At 32.7% G+C, this 19,494-nt stretch carries 12 protein-coding genes; 10 read left to right on the forward strand and 2 right to left on the reverse strand.

Going from position 1 to position 19,494, the window contains the following annotated elements:
- Window positions 1–610 precede the first annotated feature (610 nt).
- Window positions 611–1,489 carry a hypothetical protein gene (locus Q1B05_RS08910; protein ID WP_299779769.1) on the reverse strand — a complete coding sequence of 293 codons (879 nt, stop codon included), beginning with the start codon at window positions 1,487–1,489 and terminating at the stop codon, window positions 611–613.
- 602 nt (window positions 1,490–2,091) lie between these two features.
- On the opposite strand from Q1B05_RS08910, the gene thrS reads away from it, so the two are divergent.
- From thrS to rplT, 4 genes are all read left to right on the forward strand, one after another.
- Window positions 2,092–4,026: a threonine--tRNA ligase gene (gene thrS, locus Q1B05_RS08915; RefSeq protein WP_299779771.1), complete on the forward strand. Its 1,935-nt coding sequence runs from the start codon at window positions 2,092–2,094 to the stop codon at window positions 4,024–4,026.
- 32 nt (window positions 4,027–4,058) lie between these two features.
- Complete coding sequence (gene infC, locus Q1B05_RS08920) at window positions 4,059–4,607, forward strand: translation initiation factor IF-3 (RefSeq protein ID WP_299780459.1); 549 nt, start codon at window positions 4,059–4,061, stop codon at window positions 4,605–4,607.
- A 59-nt stretch (window positions 4,608–4,666) separates the two neighbouring features.
- Window positions 4,667–4,864, forward strand: coding sequence for a 50S ribosomal protein L35 (gene rpmI / locus Q1B05_RS08925; protein WP_299779773.1), 198 nt, complete (start codon window positions 4,667–4,669; stop codon window positions 4,862–4,864).
- 104 nt (window positions 4,865–4,968) lie between these two features.
- Window positions 4,969–5,313: a 50S ribosomal protein L20 gene (gene rplT / locus Q1B05_RS08930; RefSeq protein WP_299779776.1), complete on the forward strand. Its 345-nt coding sequence runs from the start codon at window positions 4,969–4,971 to the stop codon at window positions 5,311–5,313.
- A gap of 384 nt (window positions 5,314–5,697) precedes the next feature.
- Here the strand turns inward: rplT and dnaK are convergent, their stop codons facing one another.
- Window positions 5,698–7,602 (reverse strand): molecular chaperone DnaK, encoded by a 1,905-nt coding sequence (gene dnaK / locus Q1B05_RS08935; protein WP_299779778.1) that lies wholly within the window; start codon window positions 7,600–7,602, stop codon window positions 5,698–5,700.
- Window positions 7,603–8,252: 650 nt separating this feature from the next.
- Between dnaK and Q1B05_RS08940 the strand changes: the two genes are divergently transcribed.
- The 6 genes from Q1B05_RS08940 to Q1B05_RS08965 all read left to right on the forward strand — a co-directional run bounded on the left by Q1B05_RS08940 (window position 8,253) and on the right by Q1B05_RS08965 (window position 19,487).
- Window positions 8,253–9,296, forward strand: a complete 1,044-nt coding sequence (locus Q1B05_RS08940) for an efflux RND transporter periplasmic adaptor subunit (RefSeq protein ID WP_299779780.1) — start codon at window positions 8,253–8,255, stop codon at window positions 9,294–9,296.
- A 6-nt stretch (window positions 9,297–9,302) separates the two neighbouring features.
- Window positions 9,303–12,383 (forward strand): efflux RND transporter permease subunit, encoded by a 3,081-nt coding sequence (locus Q1B05_RS08945; protein ID WP_299779782.1) that lies wholly within the window; start codon window positions 9,303–9,305, stop codon window positions 12,381–12,383.
- Window positions 12,384–12,387: 4 nt separating this feature from the next.
- Window positions 12,388–13,719 (forward strand): TolC family protein, encoded by a 1,332-nt coding sequence (locus Q1B05_RS08950; RefSeq protein WP_299779784.1) that lies wholly within the window; start codon window positions 12,388–12,390, stop codon window positions 13,717–13,719.
- A 172-nt stretch (window positions 13,720–13,891) separates the two neighbouring features.
- A complete protein-coding gene (locus Q1B05_RS08955; RefSeq protein ID WP_299779786.1) occupies window positions 13,892–14,971 on the forward strand; it encodes a BamA/TamA family outer membrane protein in 1,080 nt (359 codons plus the stop codon).
- A 317-nt stretch (window positions 14,972–15,288) separates the two neighbouring features.
- Window positions 15,289–17,910 carry a glucosidase gene (locus Q1B05_RS08960; protein ID WP_299779788.1) on the forward strand — a complete coding sequence of 874 codons (2,622 nt, stop codon included), beginning with the start codon at window positions 15,289–15,291 and terminating at the stop codon, window positions 17,908–17,910.
- A gap of 152 nt (window positions 17,911–18,062) precedes the next feature.
- Entirely contained in the window at window positions 18,063–19,487 is a 1,425-nt protein-coding gene (locus Q1B05_RS08965) for an L-serine ammonia-lyase (protein ID WP_299779790.1), read from the forward strand.
- The last annotated feature ends 7 nt before the right edge of the window (window positions 19,488–19,494 follow it).

The raw sequence follows: 19,494 nt of genomic DNA on the forward strand, positions 1-19,494 counted from the left end.
TAATGAACATTTTACCTAGCTTACTACCGTAGTTGCGTCGCTAAGCGGGTGCAAATATACATACTTTTATTTCTATACAACTAATTTATTTACGGTTTATTTTGAAATAAAACGTAAAGACTAGGTTAGTAGATTGTTACGAATGCGTTTATTTCACCAACAACAAAGGACAATTGCTTTTAGATGATAAATCATGTTTTTTTCTATCAAAGCACACCTATTATATAGTCATTTCATCAGATTTAAAGAATAGAAACTATCGAATCACTATTATCCGTCAAAACAAATCTATTTATAGGTTGACTATACACATGCCCCTCTCTTAGTAACTTCATCTTGTTTATTCAATAGAACATCTTCTACAAAGATTACTTATATAAAACACATCAGTCTTCATTCAACTCAAGCAAGAACACTAATATTTTCTACACAAAATCAGCGTACCCAGATATTCGATTAATCAGCCTATACTTACAAAACTTATATAATAAGAAGCAATACTTTAAACATAAAATAAGAAACAACAATCCTATATATAATATGTCATTATATGGGTATGTAGTAAAAACATAAAAACAACTTCTTCTACTCTTATATACAAGGTATATAGTTAAAACAATGCTATATCTAATTGCAATACGGTTTTCTGTGCTTCTGGGTTCCACATCGCTGTTACCGCAACAGGCACCTTATAATTTACAATACTAAAATTTTTAGTAAACGTAGCACCTACATTAACAATATTACCTCCATCTTCTGTATAAAATGTTTTGTCTGTAAAGAAAGACCAGGCTCCACCAACAAAAAGAGACAGATTAGAATTTTTATTCTCCCACACCTTACTGCTAATTTCAAAATATTGGGTCCAAGAATTTTTTAAGTCACCATTTGATTGTATTTCATAATCACCAGACCCTCCTCCTACTATAGTTGCTAAATACAATAACGTATTAGGCGATATATTATATCCAAAATTAACATCGACAAAATTATATCCTTGTGTTTTATCATAACTCCAATAATGTAATTCATCTCCACGTTCTTCTACTCCAGTATAATTATTATGAGATACTGCTTCTATAAAAAACTTATCAGACACTAGGTATTTTGTATATATAGAAAACTCCTTATAGTAGGCCGCTATATTATCTTCCAAACTTTCATTATAAACATCCACACTAGAAAAACTAGCTCCTCCCCAAAAACCAAAAGTAAATTTCTTGTTATATGAATTATATTCAAGGTTAGCAGCGATTACAGCGCCTGGATGCACTACAGATCCGTGCCATGTATGCATATTCTTCAGATGCGCTCCTACACTAAACGGTTGATAATTGTCTGCATCTATTTCAACTTGCGCAGAAATAAAGTTAGAACTAAACAAGAGTAATAAAAACAGAGGAACAACATACAACCTCTGACTTACATATTTTTCATTTTTAAATTTAGAAACAAAATCGATTCTTATTTGATTGCTTTTAATTTTCATGGTAGTTAGTTTGTAATTGTTTGTTTTAAACAAACGTAAATTATACGTTTGTTTAAAACAAATATATTATAATTAAGTAAACAAACACAAAATACATCATAAAAATGCACATATATTTAATTTTAATATATTAAAAACACCTTTTTATAATATAATTCATAAATTAAAAAATATCCATATCTAATGTTTTTATGACGTTTAAAACTCATTTCACATGATTAAATTTGAAAAAATATATTCAAAAAACAATCATTAATATTAAACTGAAATTATATGTTTTTTATATTATATATTGACAGATTTACATAGTGATAACCAGATCGTATTATTATAGAAATATGACTATGAGATTTCAAAATTTGAAGACGGTTACGAAAAAATATTTTACTTTAAAACAGATATTTGTATCGCTATAAAAAATTTCCTAAAAAAATATCAATATCAATCTTATTACAATGAAGCTAAAAACTAAAATATGCTTGTAAAACACCTTTTTAAGCTTCTTGAAATAAAACCGGTATTTAAATTGAATATAACTTTCAATATTATTGCATGAGTTTACGCATACCATTATCTTTGTAGATTCAAATAAAACAATTAGTATGATACAAATCACTTTACCTGATGGAAGCGTAAAATCGTTTGAGCAAAACGCTACTCCGATGGATGTCGCTAAAAGCATAAGCGAAGGGTTCGCTAGAAATGTTATTTCTGCAAATTTTAATGGTACAACCATTGAAACCGTGACGCCTTTAACAACCGATGGTTCTTTGATTTTATATACATGGAATAACGACGAAGGAAAAAAAGCATTTTGGCACTCTTCTGCACACGTTCTTGCGCAAGCTATAGAAGAATTATACCCAGGTGCTAAACTTACTATTGGTCCTGCTATTGACAATGGATTTTATTACGATGTAGATTTTGGAGAACACGTGGTGTCTGACAAAGACTTTAAAACCATAGAATCTAAAATGTTAGAAATTGCTCGTGGTAAACATACCTTTAATATGAGAGCTATTTCTAAAGCAGAAGCTTTAGAAGCTTATAAAAACAATGAATACAAAACAGAACTAATTGAAAACCTAGAAGATGGTACAATAACATTCTGCGACCATTCTACATTTACAGATTTATGTCGTGGTGGTCATATTCCTAATACAGGTATAATAAAGGCCGTAAAAGTATTATCTGTTGCTGGTGCGTATTGGAGAGGAGATGAAAACAAACCTCAACTTACACGTGTTTACGGAATCTCGTTTCCTAAACAAAAAGAGCTTACAGAATACCTTCATTTATTAGAGGAAGCTAAAAAACGTGACCATAGAAAACTAGGTAAAGAATTAGAGTTATTTACATTCTCTGCTAAAGTGGGACAAGGTTTACCTTTATGGTTACCAAAAGGAGCTGAGTTGAGAGAGCGTTTAGAAAACTTTTTAAAGAAAGCACAAAAGAAAGCTGGTTACGAAATGGTTGTGACTCCACATATAGGACAGAAAGAACTATATGTAACTTCTGGACATTACGCTAAATATGGTGAAGACAGTTTTCAGCCAATTAAAACACCTAAAGAAGGTGAAGAGTTTTTATTAAAACCAATGAATTGCCCACATCACTGCGAGATATACAACAGTACACAATGGTCTTATAAAGATTTACCTAAACGTTTTGCAGAATTTGGAACTGTTTACCGTTACGAACAAAGTGGAGAACTACACGGTTTAACTCGTGTTAGAGGATTTACTCAAGATGATGCACATATATTCTGTACACCAGACCAATTAGACACAGAATTTAAAAATGTTATAGATTTAGTTCTTTATGTTTTTGGTTCTTTAGGTTTCGAAAACTTTACTGCACAAGTATCAGTTAGAGATTTGAATAATCCTGACAAATATATAGGTAATGTTGAGAACTGGGAAAAAGCAGAACAAGCTATTATAAGCGCTGCGGAAGACAAAGGCCTTAACTATGTTATAGAATCTGGAGAAGCTGCTTTCTACGGCCCTAAATTAGACTTTATGGTGAAAGATGCACTAGGTAGACAATGGCAATTAGGAACAATTCAAGTCGATTACAATTTACCGGAACGTTTTGAATTATCTTACAAAGGAAGTGATAATGAAATGCACAGGCCAGTAATGATTCACCGTGCACCTTTTGGAAGTATGGAGCGTTTTATCGCCATTTTACTAGAACATACAGGTGGTAATTTCCCGCTTTGGTTAATGCCAGATCAGGCTATAATATTATCTATTAGCGAGAAATATGAAAAATACGCCGAAAAAGTTTTAAATGTGCTAGAAAATCACGAAATTCGCGCCCTCGTAGATCATAGAAATGAGACTATTGGAAAGAAGATTAGAGAAGCGGAGATGAAGAAGATCCCTTATATGATCATTATTGGCGAGACAGAAGAGCAAGAAAACAAAATATCTGTACGTCAACACGGTGGAGAAGATTTAGGAAGTATTTCTATTGAAGAATTCGCCAAAATTGTCGAAACAGAGACGAATAAAACATTAAAACAATTTTAAATAAGTTTAACTAAAATTTTACAGCCATAGCAATACGTAGAAAAAAACAAGCCCCGAGAAGGGTTGAAAAAGAAGATCAGCATAGAATCAATTCTAAGATTAGAGTTGAAGAAGTTAGATTAGTAGGTGACAATGTAGAGGTTGGAGTGTATCCAACTCGAAAGGCCCTAGCCATTGCCGAAGAGCAAGAGCTTGACCTTGTTGAAATTTCACCTAAAGCGGTGCCGCCTGTTTGTAAGGTTATGGATTATAAGAAGTTTCTTTACGAACAAAAGAAACGTGATAAAGCTTTAAAATCCAAGGCCACTAAAGTTATAGTTAAAGAAATTCGTTTTGGTCCACAAACCGATGACCATGATTATGAATTTAAAAAGAAACACGCAGAAAAATTCTTAAAAGAAGGTGCTAAGCTTAAAGCTTTCGTATTCTTTAAAGGACGTTCTATTGTATTTAAAGAACAAGGTCAGATTTTATTATTGCGTTTAGCACAAGATCTTGAAGAATACGGTAAAGTAGAACAAATGCCAAGATTGGAAGGTAAACGTATGACGATGTTTATTGCTCCAAAGAAATCAAAGTAAATCCTGAATAACTCAGGTTTAAAATAGTAAGCGAAATAATTTAAAACTAGGAGAACAAAATGCCTAAAATGAAAACAAAATCTAGTGCCAAAAAACGTTTCAAGTTAACAGGTACTGGTAAGATTAAAAGAAAGCATGCTTTTAAAAGTCACATCTTAACAAAGAAGTCTAAAAAGCGTAAGCTTAAATTAACTCATGATGGTTTAGTTTCTAAAGCAGATGAGAGCAATATTAAAACCTTATTACGTTTAAAGTAATATTTGTTTTAATTGGTTAAAACAATTTAATAACCCTGGAGTTAGGCAAAATTATAAAAAGTGTCAATGACAATTGACCGCCTACTACAAAACACATTTAAGAAATGCCAAGATCAGTAAACTCAGTAGCAAAAAGAGCCAGAAGAAAAAAGGTTCTTAAGCAAGCAAAAGGTTACTTCGGACGTCGTAAAAACGTTTGGACAGTAGCAAAAAATGCGGTTGATAAAGCAATGCTTTATTCATACAGAGACCGTAGAAATAAAAAGAGAACATTCCGTGCTCTATGGATCACGCGTATTAACGCAGGAGCTAGACAATACGGATTAACTTATTCTCAATTCATGGGTAAATTAAAAGCTAATCAAATCGAATTAAACCGTAAGGTTTTAGCTGATTTAGCGATGAATAACCCTGAGGCTTTTAAAGCAATAGTAGAAAAAGTAAAATAAGGCGTTAGCCTAATTGTATAACATTTCGCTTATAAAATTAAACCGATTCTGAAAAGAGTCGGTTTTTTTATGCTTTATTTTGAGATACAAGTTTTAACAAAACGAATAATTTCATAGCTTATTAATCGCTAAGATTTATCATATTATCTATCACATAATGTAATTAGCATATATACCCGTTTTCTATTCAATATACCTCCTTTTCTTTTAAATCAATTAAGAGTACAAATCTTATACACTCTGCAAAACAGCTTAAATCTAAGACTTCCCTGCTGTTTTGCTTCTGTTTAATTTAAATTAAACGTAGCTCTGTTAAAGCATCCCTATAAAACAAAAAAAGCAACCGATTAGGGTTGCTTTTAAATGATCTATATTGTGTTTAGATTACTTTACTTCTTCAAAGTCTACATCTTCAACATCGCTACCTTCGTTAGCTTGTCCTTCGCTACTTGCGTCTGGTCCTGGTTGTGCTCCACCTTGTCCTTCTGCTTGTGCTTTGTACATTTCTTCGCTAGCGACTTTCCAAGCTTCATTAATTTTCTCTAAAGCTGGATCGATAACTGCGATATCTTTAGTTTCAAAAGCTGTTTTTAATTCGGCTAAAGCATCTTCGATAGGTTGTTTTTTATCAGCTGATAATTTATCACCAAATTCTTCAAGTTGACTTTCTGTTTGGAAAATCATTGCATCAGCAGCATTTAATTTATCTGCAGTTTCTTTAGCTAATTTATCAGACTCAGCGTTAGCTTCAGCATCAGCTTTCATTTTTTGGATTTCTTCTTCTGTTAATCCTGAAGATGCTTCAATACGAATATCTTGAGTTTTACCAGTAGCTTTGTCTCCTGCAGTTACATGAATAATACCATTTGCATCAATATCAAAAGTTACTTCAATTTGTGGAGTTCCTCTTTTTGCTGGTGGAATACCATCTAAGTGAAAACGTCCAATTGTTTTGTTATCTCCTGCCATAGCACGTTCACCTTGTAATACGTGAATCTCTACTGATGGTTGATTATCTGCAGCTGTAGAGAATACTTGCGATTTCTTAGTAGGAATCGTTGTATTCGCTTCAATAAGCTTAGTCATGACATTACCCATAGTTTCGATACCTAAAGATAAAGGCGTAACATCTAATAATAATACATCTTTTACATCTCCTGTTAATACACCTCCTTGGATACCTGCTCCTAAAGATACAACCTCATCTGGGTTAACACCTTTACTTGGTGTTTTTCCAAAGAATTTCTCTACTGCAGATTGTACCGCTGGGATACGTGTAGAACCTCCTACTAAAATAATCTCATCGATATCTCCGATAGATAATCCAGCAGCTTTTAATGCTGTTTTACAAGGTTCGATAGTACGTTTAACTAAATCGTCAATTAATTGTTCGAATTTAGCTCTAGATAATGTACGAACTAAGTGTTTTGGTCCGCTAGCAGTTGCTGTAATATAAGGTAAATTGATTTCTGTTTGAGCAGAAGATGATAATTCAATTTTAGCTTTTTCAGCAGCTTCTTTTAAACGTTGTAAAGCCATTGGGTCTTTACGTAAGTCGATTTCTTCTTCAGATTTAAACTCTTCAGCTAACCAGCTAATGATTTTTTCATCTACGTCGTCTCCACCTAAGTGCGTATCACCATCTGTAGATAATACTTCAAATACACCATCTCCTAATTCAAGGATAGATACATCATGCGTACCACCACCAAAGTCAAATACAACTATTTTTTGGTCTGTACCTTTTTTATCCATACCGTAAGCTAAAGCTGCTGCAGTTGGTTCGTTAATAATTCTACGAACTTTTAAACCTGCAATCTCTCCTGCTTCTTTTGTAGCTTGACGTTGACTATCGTTAAAGTAAGCTGGTACAGTAATAACAGCTTCAGAAACTGTTGTTCCTAAATAGTCTTCAGCTGTTTTTTTCATTTTTTGAAGAATCATTGCTGATAATTCTTGTGGCGTATATAAACGACCATCAATATCTACTCTTGGAGTATCGTTGTCACCTTTTACTACTTTATAAGGTACACGTTCTGATTCTTTTAAAGATTCAGAATATTTATTCCCCATAAAACGTTTAATAGAAGAAACCGTTTTTGTTGGGTTAGTTACTGCTTGTCTTTTTGCAGGGTCACCAACTTTAATCTCACCGCCTTCTACAAAAGCAATTACAGATGGAGTTGTGCGTTTACCTTCTGCGTTAGGAATTACTACAGGCTCGTTACCTTCCATTACAGACACACAAGAGTTTGTAGTTCCTAAATCGATTCCAATAATTTTACTCATAATTACTATATATTTTAATGTTGTTGAATTTATTCTTATTTCCCTTTGCTTATTTCAATCATTGTGCCAACTCTTTTCATACTGACAAGCTGTCACAAATCTATTTTATCGCAGTATCAGACAAGACAATCTCTACTTCACTCAACTAACTTTAGCCCTATGTTTATTCAAATATTGTGTCAGACTTGCGGCACAAACAGCATCTACTTTTTTTTATAAACAAGAAAACACTCAATTAAAAGACTACTATGCTTATTCGTTTATATATTTTTAAGAAGCTATAGTAATACTTAAATAGGTTTGTAAATTTTATTTAGATGAATGCTAATAGAGATTAAAATTTTAAGAAAGAAGGAGATTTTAACCTATACGATTCACATAAAAGGTTCGTGCTTTCTAAAGAAAATATTAAACCGCTTAACATTCCTGATATTTCTAAAGGAACATATAGACTTAAAACAGATAATAAAAAGAAAAAAACTTATAATAAAGTAAGCTTTTCTGTTCAGCATTACATAAATCATAAAAAAAGCTCTTGCTAATAAAGAGTTTTTTAATTCTACTTGTTTTTTTAATTCAACAAAAAAGTATTTGTGCTATTTGTATAGAAAATCGTACTTTTATGTGTCCTATTTAATGCTATATAAAATATGCGATTAAACAAATTTACTCCAATATTTACATACTTCGTCCTAACAATACTCTTATTAACTTCCAGCTGTAAATCGCAGGGAGAAGAACAGACTAAAGACGATCCTATTTATGTAGAAGTATTAAAAGTTAAAAATGATTCTGTTTTAAACACGATATCATTAAGCGGAAATGTAGAAGCAAACACAACAATAAGGCTTGGCTTTATGGTTGCTGGAAAAATAAATTACATCGCCATTAACGAAGGTGAATCTATAAAAAAAGGAACATTATTAGCCAGTCTAGATGATTCTGATTATCAAATCGGACTTAAGGCTGCAAACGGAAAATTATTAGAGGTTCAAGATAAATACAATCGTTTAAAAATCATGCACGAACGTAATAGTTTAAGTGATGCAGATTTTATACAAGTTAAAGCCGGACTTCAACAAGCAGAAGCGAATCAGGAGATAAACACTAAAAACATTTATCACTCCAAAATTTATGCACCTATATCTGGAGTACTTTTAAAGAAAGGTGTTTCTGAAGGCGAAGTTATAGATAAAGGCATGCCTGTTTTTGGTTTAGGAGATATAGACCGTGTAAAAATTAATGCAGCGGTTCCTGGAGATGAAATAAATTTAATAAAACTTAAACAAGATGCAGAAGTTACCATTTATGCCTTAGACACTATTTTTAAAGGTAAAGTGGTTGAAGTTGGATTGGCTGCAGAAGCTAAAACAAGAACATACAATGCAAAAATAGAAATTGACAATCCAAATCATCAAATTTTACCTGGCATGATTGCTCAAATAGAAATTAATTCAGATTTAGAACAACAAAAACTTTTAGTTCCTGGTCAAGCCATCTTAAAAGACACAGATAACAAAGCCTATGTTTTTGTAGTAGATGAAGCTACTAATAAAGTGTTTAAACGCGACATTTCTATTGGAAAACTTCATAAAAATAATATTGAAATCACTTCTGGTTTAAAAGAAGGAGAAACTATTGTCACCTCTGGAACACAAAAATTAACCGACGGTACTCTTGTAAACTATAATTAACTTTCAATGAATTTAATCCAATCATCATTAAAGTATAAACAAGTTACGATTGCTGTTCTAGCCATCATATTTGTAGTAGGTATTTTTTCTTTACTAACTATGCCAAGAAGAGAAGATCCTAAGATTACGGTAAGACAGGGTTTGGTTCTTGCTTATTTTCCTGGAGCCAATTCGACTCAGGTAGAAGATCAAGTTACCAAAACCATAGAAAAAACATTATTTCAGTTTTCAGAAGTTAGAAAACGTAAAACATTTTCTACTTCACGAGACGGACTTATGGTTGTTCAAGTAGAATTAGAAGAATGGGTAAAAGATCCTGATGTATTTTGGAATAAATTAACCGTTGCTCTTCAATTAACCAAACAATTAGAACTTCCTAAAGGCGTTATTGGCCCGGTTATTAATTCAGATTTTGGTGATACAGAAGCCATAGTACTAGGAATTACAGCCAAAAACGGAGACTATTTAGAGTTAGAGAATTACGCTAAAAAAATTGAAGATAAACTCCGAAATATTAGAGCGGTCTCCAAAATAAAACGTATTGGTGAACAAAAACAAGAAATTGTAATTACATCTAGTTCAGAAAAACTAGCTCAATATGGCGTTAGATTTAACGACGTGATTAACATATTACAGTCTCAAAACAACCTATATCCTTCTGGAAGTTTATCTACAGATCAAAACGAAGTACCTTTTTACACCACAAGTTACTATGCCACTGAAGACGAGATTGCAGAACAAGTTATAGGTACTGCCGATAATGGAGACATTATACGAGTTAAAGATGTCGCAGATATAAAAAGACAATATGAAGAACCTACCTCGTACATTGGAGTAAACGGAAGTCCTGCTATTATTTTATCCATACAAATGCAGGAAGGTAATAATATTGTCGATTTTGGTGAATCTGTTCAATTACAAATTGACGACGCCTTATCCCAAATGCCTTCAGATATTAAAATTGAAAAAATTATTGATCAGCCTACTATTGTCGATAATAATGTAGGGCATTTTATTCGCGAATTTTTTATTGCTATTGTAGCAGTAATCATTGTTATATTATTGCTTTTACCATTTAGAATTGCGTTAGTCGCTGCTATGGCAATACCTATGACGGTGGCCATGACATTTGCAACACTTCATGCTTTTGGCATTGAATTACACCAAGTATCTCTGGCAGCACTTATTGTTGTTCTAGGAATGGTAGTAGACGATGCAATTGTTATAGCCGACAATTACGTAGAACTTTTAGATGAGGGCATACCTCCAGCAACTGCTGCATGGAAAAGTGCAACCGAATTAATTATTCCTGTACTCACAGCCACTGTAACTATTATTGCAGCATTTTTACCTATGGTTATTTTAAGCGGATCTGTAGGAGAATTTATATTTGCACTTCCTATTACCGTAACAATTGCTTTAGGGTCTTCATTTGTTGTTGCCATGTTGTTTACACCTATATTATGTAACCATTTTATAAAAAAAGGACTACATGAACCAGATTCTAATAATGAAAATAAGAAGCCTTCGATTTTAGATCGAATGCAAAACATGTACAACATAATAATTGATAAATGTGTAACTATTCCTAAATCTGTAATTATAGGAAGCTTAATTGTTATTGCCGTTGGTGTTGGAATGTATTTTGTTATTCCTCAAAAATTCTTCCCTGCTGCAGAACGTAATCAATTTGTTGTTAATCTCTGGATGCCTACCGGAACTAAGATTGAAAAAACTCACGAAGCAATAAAAAAAATAGAACAAACAATTAAAGGTGACGACAGAGTAACTTCTTACGCAACATTCACTGGCAAAAGTGCACCACGATTCTATTATAATTTTTCTCCAGAAGTACCCACGACTAATTTTGCTCAAATTCTTATTAATACCACAGACGAGCATACTGCAGAATCTTTAGCTGCAGACTTAACAGAAAGAACCAATCATTTGGTTCCAAATGGGCTGCCAATAGTACAATTAATGCAACAAGGAACACCATATTTGGCTCCTGTTGAAATAAGAATTTCTGGAGACGATATTAATACCATAGAAAAAATAGGGGCTCAAATTACAGAAATTTTAAAACACACAAGTGGTAATTTGAATGTACGTAATAACTTTCATGAAAATTATTATGGTATAGATATTAAACTAAAACCAGAAGCTAGCAGATTAGGATTCACGACAGAAAGTATTGCTAAAACATTATATGTCGGATTCTCAGGCGCACCTATAAGTACAATTTACGAAGGAAGCACACCGGTTAGTTTGGTATTTAGATTAAGTGAAAACGACCGTAAAAACTTCGACAATCTAGCAAACACCTATTTACCTTCGCCTGTTACAGGTGCTTCTGTCCCTTTACGTCAAATAGCGACTTTAACTCCTCAATGGCATACAGGACGCATTATTCGTAGAAATGGGATTCGAACCATGTCTGTTTTAAGTGATGTACAAGAAGGTTATTTACCTGATAACATTTTAAAAGGAGCAAAAAAAGACATAAAAAAAGTCGAATTACCTAAAGGATATCATATTAAATATGGTGGTGAATTTGAAAATAAAAAAGAAACCTTCAATCAAATGATTGTGGCTTTAGGTATTAGTATTGTACTAATATTTCTCATTTTATTATTTCAATTTAAAAATTTAAAAGAAACATTTTTAGTCATGCTTACTATCCCGCTAAGTTTATTTGGCGCATTCCTTGGATTGGTAATTACAGGAAACGATTTTGGATTTACAGCATTTGTAGGGCTAATAAGTCTTTCAGGAGTTGTGGTTAGAAATGCTATAATATTAATTGATTACACAAACGAATTAATTAAAAAAGGAGAAACCATCCCTCAAGCCGCTATCGAAGCTGGTAAACGACGACTCCGCCCAATATTCTTAACAGCTATGGCTGCAGCTATAGGTGTGTTACCAATGATAATTTCAGGATCCCCAATGTGGAGCCCACTTGCCAGTGTATTAGCTGTTGGTGTTATTTGGTCTATGGTTACTGCATTACTTAGTATTCCTGTACTTTATATTTGTTTTATAAAACCCAAAGATCTGTCTCATCTTACTATCAAAGAATCTTAATATTATGATTAAGAATACAACATATAACTTGTGTTTCCTTTGCGTTGCGCTACTATTTTCTTGCATTGTAGAAGCACAAACTCAAGAGGTTTTATCTTTAGATGATGCTAAACAAATGGCATTATCTCAAAATAAATTACTCGAAATTCAACAAGAAAAAGTAAACGAACTCAATTTCAAAAAAGATGAAGTTGCAGCTAATAGTTTACCTATGTTATATCTTTCAGGGAATTACTTTCATAACTTTAATAATGAAAATTTAGTAATCTCTCAAGGAGGATTAGGGACCATTGCAGACATTCCTATCCCTACAGAAAATTTAACGGTATATGAAAGTAAACAAGATATATTAATAGGCGGTTTATTTGCCTACCAACCCATTACTCAATTATTGCGAGTTAATAATGGCGTAAAAACTATTGAAGCCCAAGTTGAAGTTGAGCGTTTTAAATTGAAAGCTGCAGAATCTAAAATTGAAAATAGTATTGAAAAATTATATTATGCTGTTAGAATTCAAGAGAAAAAATTAGAAACAGCTCAAACAAATATCGATTGGGCTGAAGCTAAACTTTACGACCAAGAGAGTGCCTTACTTGCAAAAAAGACTCAAGAAGTAAATGTTATAGGACTTAAAGCAGACCTTGCCGATAAAAAACATGAATATCTTTTAGAGCAAATTGCTTTAGAAAATTATATGGTCGATTTAAAAACAACCTTAATGCTTCCCGATAGCATTAATTTTAAACTGGGAGATCAACCAATAAAAACGTATCAATTAAATTCTAAAAATTATTATTTAACCCAAGCTAAAAATAATAATGAATTATTAGGTGCAAAAAAACAAATAGAGGCTGCTAACTACGGAACTAAAGCTTCTAAAAATGCATATTTACCAGATTTAGGAATTGTTGGAGGTGTGACTTACCAAGGTATAATATCAGAACTTCCAGACACAAACTATTTCTTAGGCTTAAACTTAACATGGAATATTCTAGGTTTCGTAAAAGACAGAGCACAATTAGGAGAAAGCATATCTAAACAAAACCAAGCAAAAGCTTACGCTGAACATACCATTTCTACAATAAATGGAAATATTGAAAAAGGATATCGCAATGCCGTGCAAGCTCAAAAATTAATGGAAGTGGCTAATGAAGCTTATACATTTAGATTAGAAGAATACAGAATTAAAAAAGATGGATTAGAATCTGGATTACTCACTAAAAAAGAACTATTAGAAACTAAATTCTCTCTAGATAAAGCAAAACAAGATGCATTCTCTGCCCGATTAAATTTTAACATTGCGATTCTAGACTTAAATACACTTATCGGACTCTAATAAAATAGCATAAAAATAATAATTGTTCACATACACCTAACACCAAAAATCCCCACGAGTTAATACCAAGTAGTGCTAATATTTAAAAATCTATTGCCCTTCAATGAAAATAAAATCTAATTAATTAGGAAAAATCATAGTATATTGAAACCAAAAATTAGATTACTATTTCATGAGAAATTATTTTATTCTTGCTTTGCTCACTTTAAACTGCATTGTTAGTAGTTATTCTCAACAAACTAATACAGATAGTCTTAAAACAAAAAATACCGTTACAGAAAAACAATTTGATGTTACTGTAATGCCTTTTATAAGCTACAACAGAAATTTAAAATTTATGATTGGAGCAATTCCTATGGCCATATACAAATTAGATCGTAAAGACACCATTTCTCCAAAATCTTTATCAGGAATGTCTGTCGTTTATTCCACAAACAACTCCTATTTTATTTCATTTTTTAATAAATGGTATTATAAAGAAGATACATGGCGAGGTAAATTTTTTGTTATGACAGGTGATAAAAATTCTCAGTTTTACATGACTGATAACGAACTTCCTGGGTTTTACGATTACGGAACAGAAGTTACTATAGTAAGTATTGGTATGCAAAGAAAAATTATAAACAACTTATACGGTGGCGTTACTTATACACATGCCAATTATAATACCGATTACCAAGACGATGTACAACCTGAAAATGTTACACAAACAAACGCTATAGAACTAAATAGTTTGTACGATACCCGAAACAATGTATATTATCCAAGCACTGGAGCAAAAGCCCTATTAAGATATTTATCGTATCCAACCTGGTTTGGCAACGATGTTAAAGCAAATAAAATACTCTCGGAATACAATACTTATTTCCGTTTAAAAAATGGAAAAGATGTAATTGCAGCACGATTTTCTGGACAATTTGGGCTAGGTAGTATTGCTTTTCAACAGCAGGTAACTATTGGTAACAAAGATATTCGCGGATATTCAGAAGGAAAGTATCGTGGTGATGGAAAAATGGCTTTACAGGGTGAATACCGTTATAATTTTGGTAAAAAAATGGGACTTGTTGGTTTTGCTGGTGTAGCAACACTTTACGGTTCAGACACAAAAGATTTTGATTGGAAAGCCTATCCTGGTGTAGGTATTGGTTATAGATATAGAGCGTTTGAAGCTGTAAAATTTAATATTGGTTTAGACGCTGCTGTTGGTAAAGGGGATTGGGGAATTTATTTCAGAATAGGAGAATCTTTTTAAAACATAAAGTGCAACTCAAGGAGATACAAGCCTCCTTTTACCCACTATAGTATATAAAAACACCTTGTTTTTAAAACGGCTCACTATTACTTCGTAGTTTTTTTAAATAATTACTATCAGTTTTATAAATTACAATATGTCTTTTTAAGAAAATGAAAACAATTTTATATTAAGAATAGTAAATAAACAATACTGAAGGCTCACCTTATCTCATATATAAATAAATCTTACTTTTACACATTGCCTATTTATAAACTGAAATACATTTTAAATAAATTAGGTATAAAATTATTAATTCCAAAAAAATTAAAGTACATATGAGTAAAATAACTCAGGAATCAGAACGATTAGCAGTTTCTGACACTTATAAAAATTGGAAAAAATGGGGACCATATCTTGCAGAAAGACAATGGGGAACCGTACGTGAAGACTATAGTGAACATGGTCATGCTTGGGATTTTGTAAATCATGAAAAAGCACGTAGTAATGCCTACAGATGGGGTGAAGAAGGTATTGGAGGATTTTGCGATTCTAGAGAAATATTATGTTTAGCTCCAGCATTTTGGAATGGAAAAGATCCCATTTTAAAAGAACGTTTATTTGGACTCACAAACGATCAAGGAAATCATGGTGAAGATGTAAAAGAACTATACTTTCATCAAGTATCAACACCAACACATTCTTATTGCAAATACCTTTACAAATATCCGCAGAACGAATATCCTTACGACGATTTAGTAAACACAAAACGTAACAGAGAAGAACCTGAATTCGAATTATTAGATACAGATAGTTTTAAAAACAATGCCTATTTCGATTGTTTTATTGAATATGCAAAAGCTGATGTAGACGATATTTTAATGAAAGTAACAATTGTTAATCGAGGAAAAGAAACTGCCGAGATTCATGTCCTACCTCATCTTTGGTATAGAAACTTTTGGAAACACAATAAACGTTTTACAAGACCTAGCATAGACTCTATAGCCAAGGATTGTGTAGAAACTAAAAGTGGAAGAAACGGTAGATACTTTTTATATCATGAAAACGGAGAACAACTTTTTTGTGAAAACGAAACAAATAACGAACGTATTTATAATGTCCCTAATATAGTAGACTATGTTAAAGATGGAATAAACGATCACGTTGTAGATAACAAAACCACCGTTAATCCTGAAAAAAAAGGATCTAAAATGGCGGTTTGGCATAAATTTAATTTAAAAGCTGGCGAAGAAAAAAGTGTAAGAATTAGACTTAGTAAAAAACCTGTTCAAGATCCATGGTCTACGTTTGAAGACACCTTTAAACAACGAATTGAAGAATGCGAAGCGTTCTATGATGATATTATAAAAAAAGATATCCCAGAAGCCCATCAAAACATTGCTAAAAAAGCGTTTTCCGGATTATTATGGACCAAACAATTTTATTATTACGACGTCTATAAATGGCTTTTCGGTGGTCCTAAAGAAACGCCACCACATCGTTCGGATGCGAGAAATTTTAACTGGCAACACCTAACCAATAGACATGTAATTTCTATGCCAGACAAATGGGAATATCCGTGGTATGCCGCTTGGGATCTGGCTTTTCACATGGCTTCTTTTGCAGAAATAGATCCGTATTTTGCAAAAGAACAATTAATCTTGGTTTTACAAGAAAATTACATGCACCCTAACGGGCAAATTCCTGCTTACGAATGGAACTTTAGCGATGTAAATCCTCCGGTGCACTCATGGGCCGTCTGGAATGTTTACGAAAAAGATAAAGAGCGAACAGGTACTGGAGATACAGCGTTTTTAGAAAAAGCATTTCAAAAACTACTAGTAAACTTTACGTGGTGGGTTAACCAAAAAGATTCTAATGGAACAGACCTTTTTGAAGGCGGATTTTTAGGTTTAGACAATATTGGTGTTTTCGATAGAAACCATATGCCTGAAGGTATTACAAGAATGCAACAAGCAGACGCAACAAGTTGGATGGCTATGTTTACGCTAAACTTACTGCGTATGTCTTTAGAATTAGCAAAAACAAATAAAACATATGAAGACTTTGCTGCAAAATTCTTCAGACATTTCTTAAATATTGCTTGGGCAATGCACCATATTGGTAAAAACAATATATCGCTATGGGATAATGAAGATAATTTTTATTACGATGTTGTCGAAATGTCTTCTGGATTAACAGATCGCATGAAAGTAAGGTCATTGGTTGGAATTATTCCGCTTTTTGCTATCGAAGTTATTAATAAAGAACTTTTTGATTCGTTAAAAGTATTTAAAGGAAAAGTTGCAGAAATAGTTAGAACACGTCCAGATTTAGCATCATTAATATCCCGTATAGAAGAAGCTAATACCGATGGAAACTACCTGTTTTCAATCATGCGTGGTTTTAGACTCGAGCATCTATTAAAACGCCTATTAGATGAAAATGAATTTTTATCTGAATACGGAATTCGTTCCTTATCTAAATATCACGAAAAACATCCGTTTGTTTTTGAATTTCATGGACATCACCAAATTCAATATGAACCAGGAGAAAGTAGATCGAATATGTTTGGAGGAAATTCTAATTGGCGAGGCCCTATTTGGATGCCTTTAAATTATATGATAATCCAATCGTTACGTAAATATTATTCCTTTTATGGTAATAAATATTTATATGAATTTCCTACAGGTTCAGGTAATAAAATGAATTTAAATGAAATTGCTAACGAACTTTCAAAACGATTAATTAAGCTTTTTGAAGTGAATGAAGATGGAAAGTATCAGTATCACTCAGACGATCCTAATCATTTATTCACTACGAACAAAGAATTTAAAAAACAACATCTGTTTTATGAATTTTTCAATGGAGATACAGGTAAAGGACTTGGCGCCTCACACCAAACAGGTTGGACCGCTTTAATAGCAAACTTAATTATGGAATTAGAAGAAAACAAATAACAAAATTATCATTAAAGCCTGACTATACAAGAAAATTAATACTTGAATAGTCAGGCTTTTTTATTTCTCATTTTTTAATATTTCCACCACAAATAACATCTAATTCAAGAGAAAGTTCTTGTATATTTGAAACCAATAAACCGATTTTGTAAATGGAAATTATTTCAGTTTTTGATATGTTAAAGATAGGTGTTGGCCCGTCTAGTTCTCATACTTTAGGGCCTTGGCGTGCGGCCGAACGCTGGATTCTGGAGTTAAAATCAGCTAACAAATTTCATAAAGTTGAAAAAATCACAATCGACCTTTATGGTTCATTATCATTAACAGGTAAAGGTCACGCTACAGATTTAGCAATTATGCTTGGTCTTACAGGTGCAGATCCTGAATATATTCCTACAGATTCTATTAACAATATTATTACTTCAATTAAAACAAATAATATTCTTCATTTTAATAATGAAAAAGAGATTGCTTTTAATCCGACTACAGATATTGTTTACAATAAAAAATTCCTTCCGTTTCATTCAAACGGATTATCTTTTTCAGCAACCATAAAAGGACGAAAATATAAATCGACTTTTTATTCTATTGGTGGTGGTTTTGTAGTAAAAGAAGAACGAAAAAATGCAAAAGCCAACAAAATTATCTTTTACTGTACACTCCCCTATCCTATAGATAACGGTGTTAAATTATTAGACTTTTGCCATCAGTTAAATTTACCTATTTCGGGTGTTGTTCTTGAAAACGAAAAATCATTACGAGAACCAGAAGTTATAGATTCTGAATTAAAGCGTATTTGGGACACCATGTTAGAATGCATGTATACAGGTTGCCATACAGAAGGTAATTTACCAGGCGGACTTAACGTACGCAGACGTGCCTATGACATGCACAAGAAATTAAACGGTGATTTACCATATAGTGATCCAGAAGAATGGCTGCAAACAATTAGAACCACAGAAGTAAAGTTTAGACAAATTCTTAAATGGGTAAGTTGTTTTGCTCTAGCAGTAAACGAAGTTAATGCCGCTCTTGGTCGTGTGGTTACAGCACCAACAAACGGAAGTGCAGGTGTAATTCCAGCTGTATTAATGTATTATTTAGTTATTGAAAATCATGAAGCCGATTTCGAGCACATTAAAAAATTCTTACTTGTTGCTGGAGAAATAGGAAGTCTCTTTAAAAAAGGGGCTACTATTTCTGCTGCTATGGGTGGTTGTCAAGCCGAAATTGGTGTATCCTCGGCAATGGCTGCAGGTGCATTAACCGAACTTTTAGGCGGAACTCCAGAACAAGTTTTAGTCGCTGCAGAAATTGCTATGGAGCATCATTTAGGTCTAACTTGCGATCCTATTGGTGGTTTAGTTCAAATTCCATGTATAGAACGTAACTCTATGGGAGCCATAAAAGCCATTAATGCTGCCGAATTAGCGCTAGAAACAGACCCAAATAATGTAAAAGTACCTTTAGACAAAGTAATTTCTACCATGTGGGAAACCGCTAAAGATATGAATTCCAAGTACAAAGAAACTTCGGAAGGCGGTTTGGCTGTTGGAGTAAATTTATCTGATTGTTAAACTATAC

This window comes from uncultured Formosa sp., assembly GCF_947500765.1.
Classification (GTDB): Bacteria; Bacteroidota; Bacteroidia; order Flavobacteriales; family Flavobacteriaceae; genus Formosa.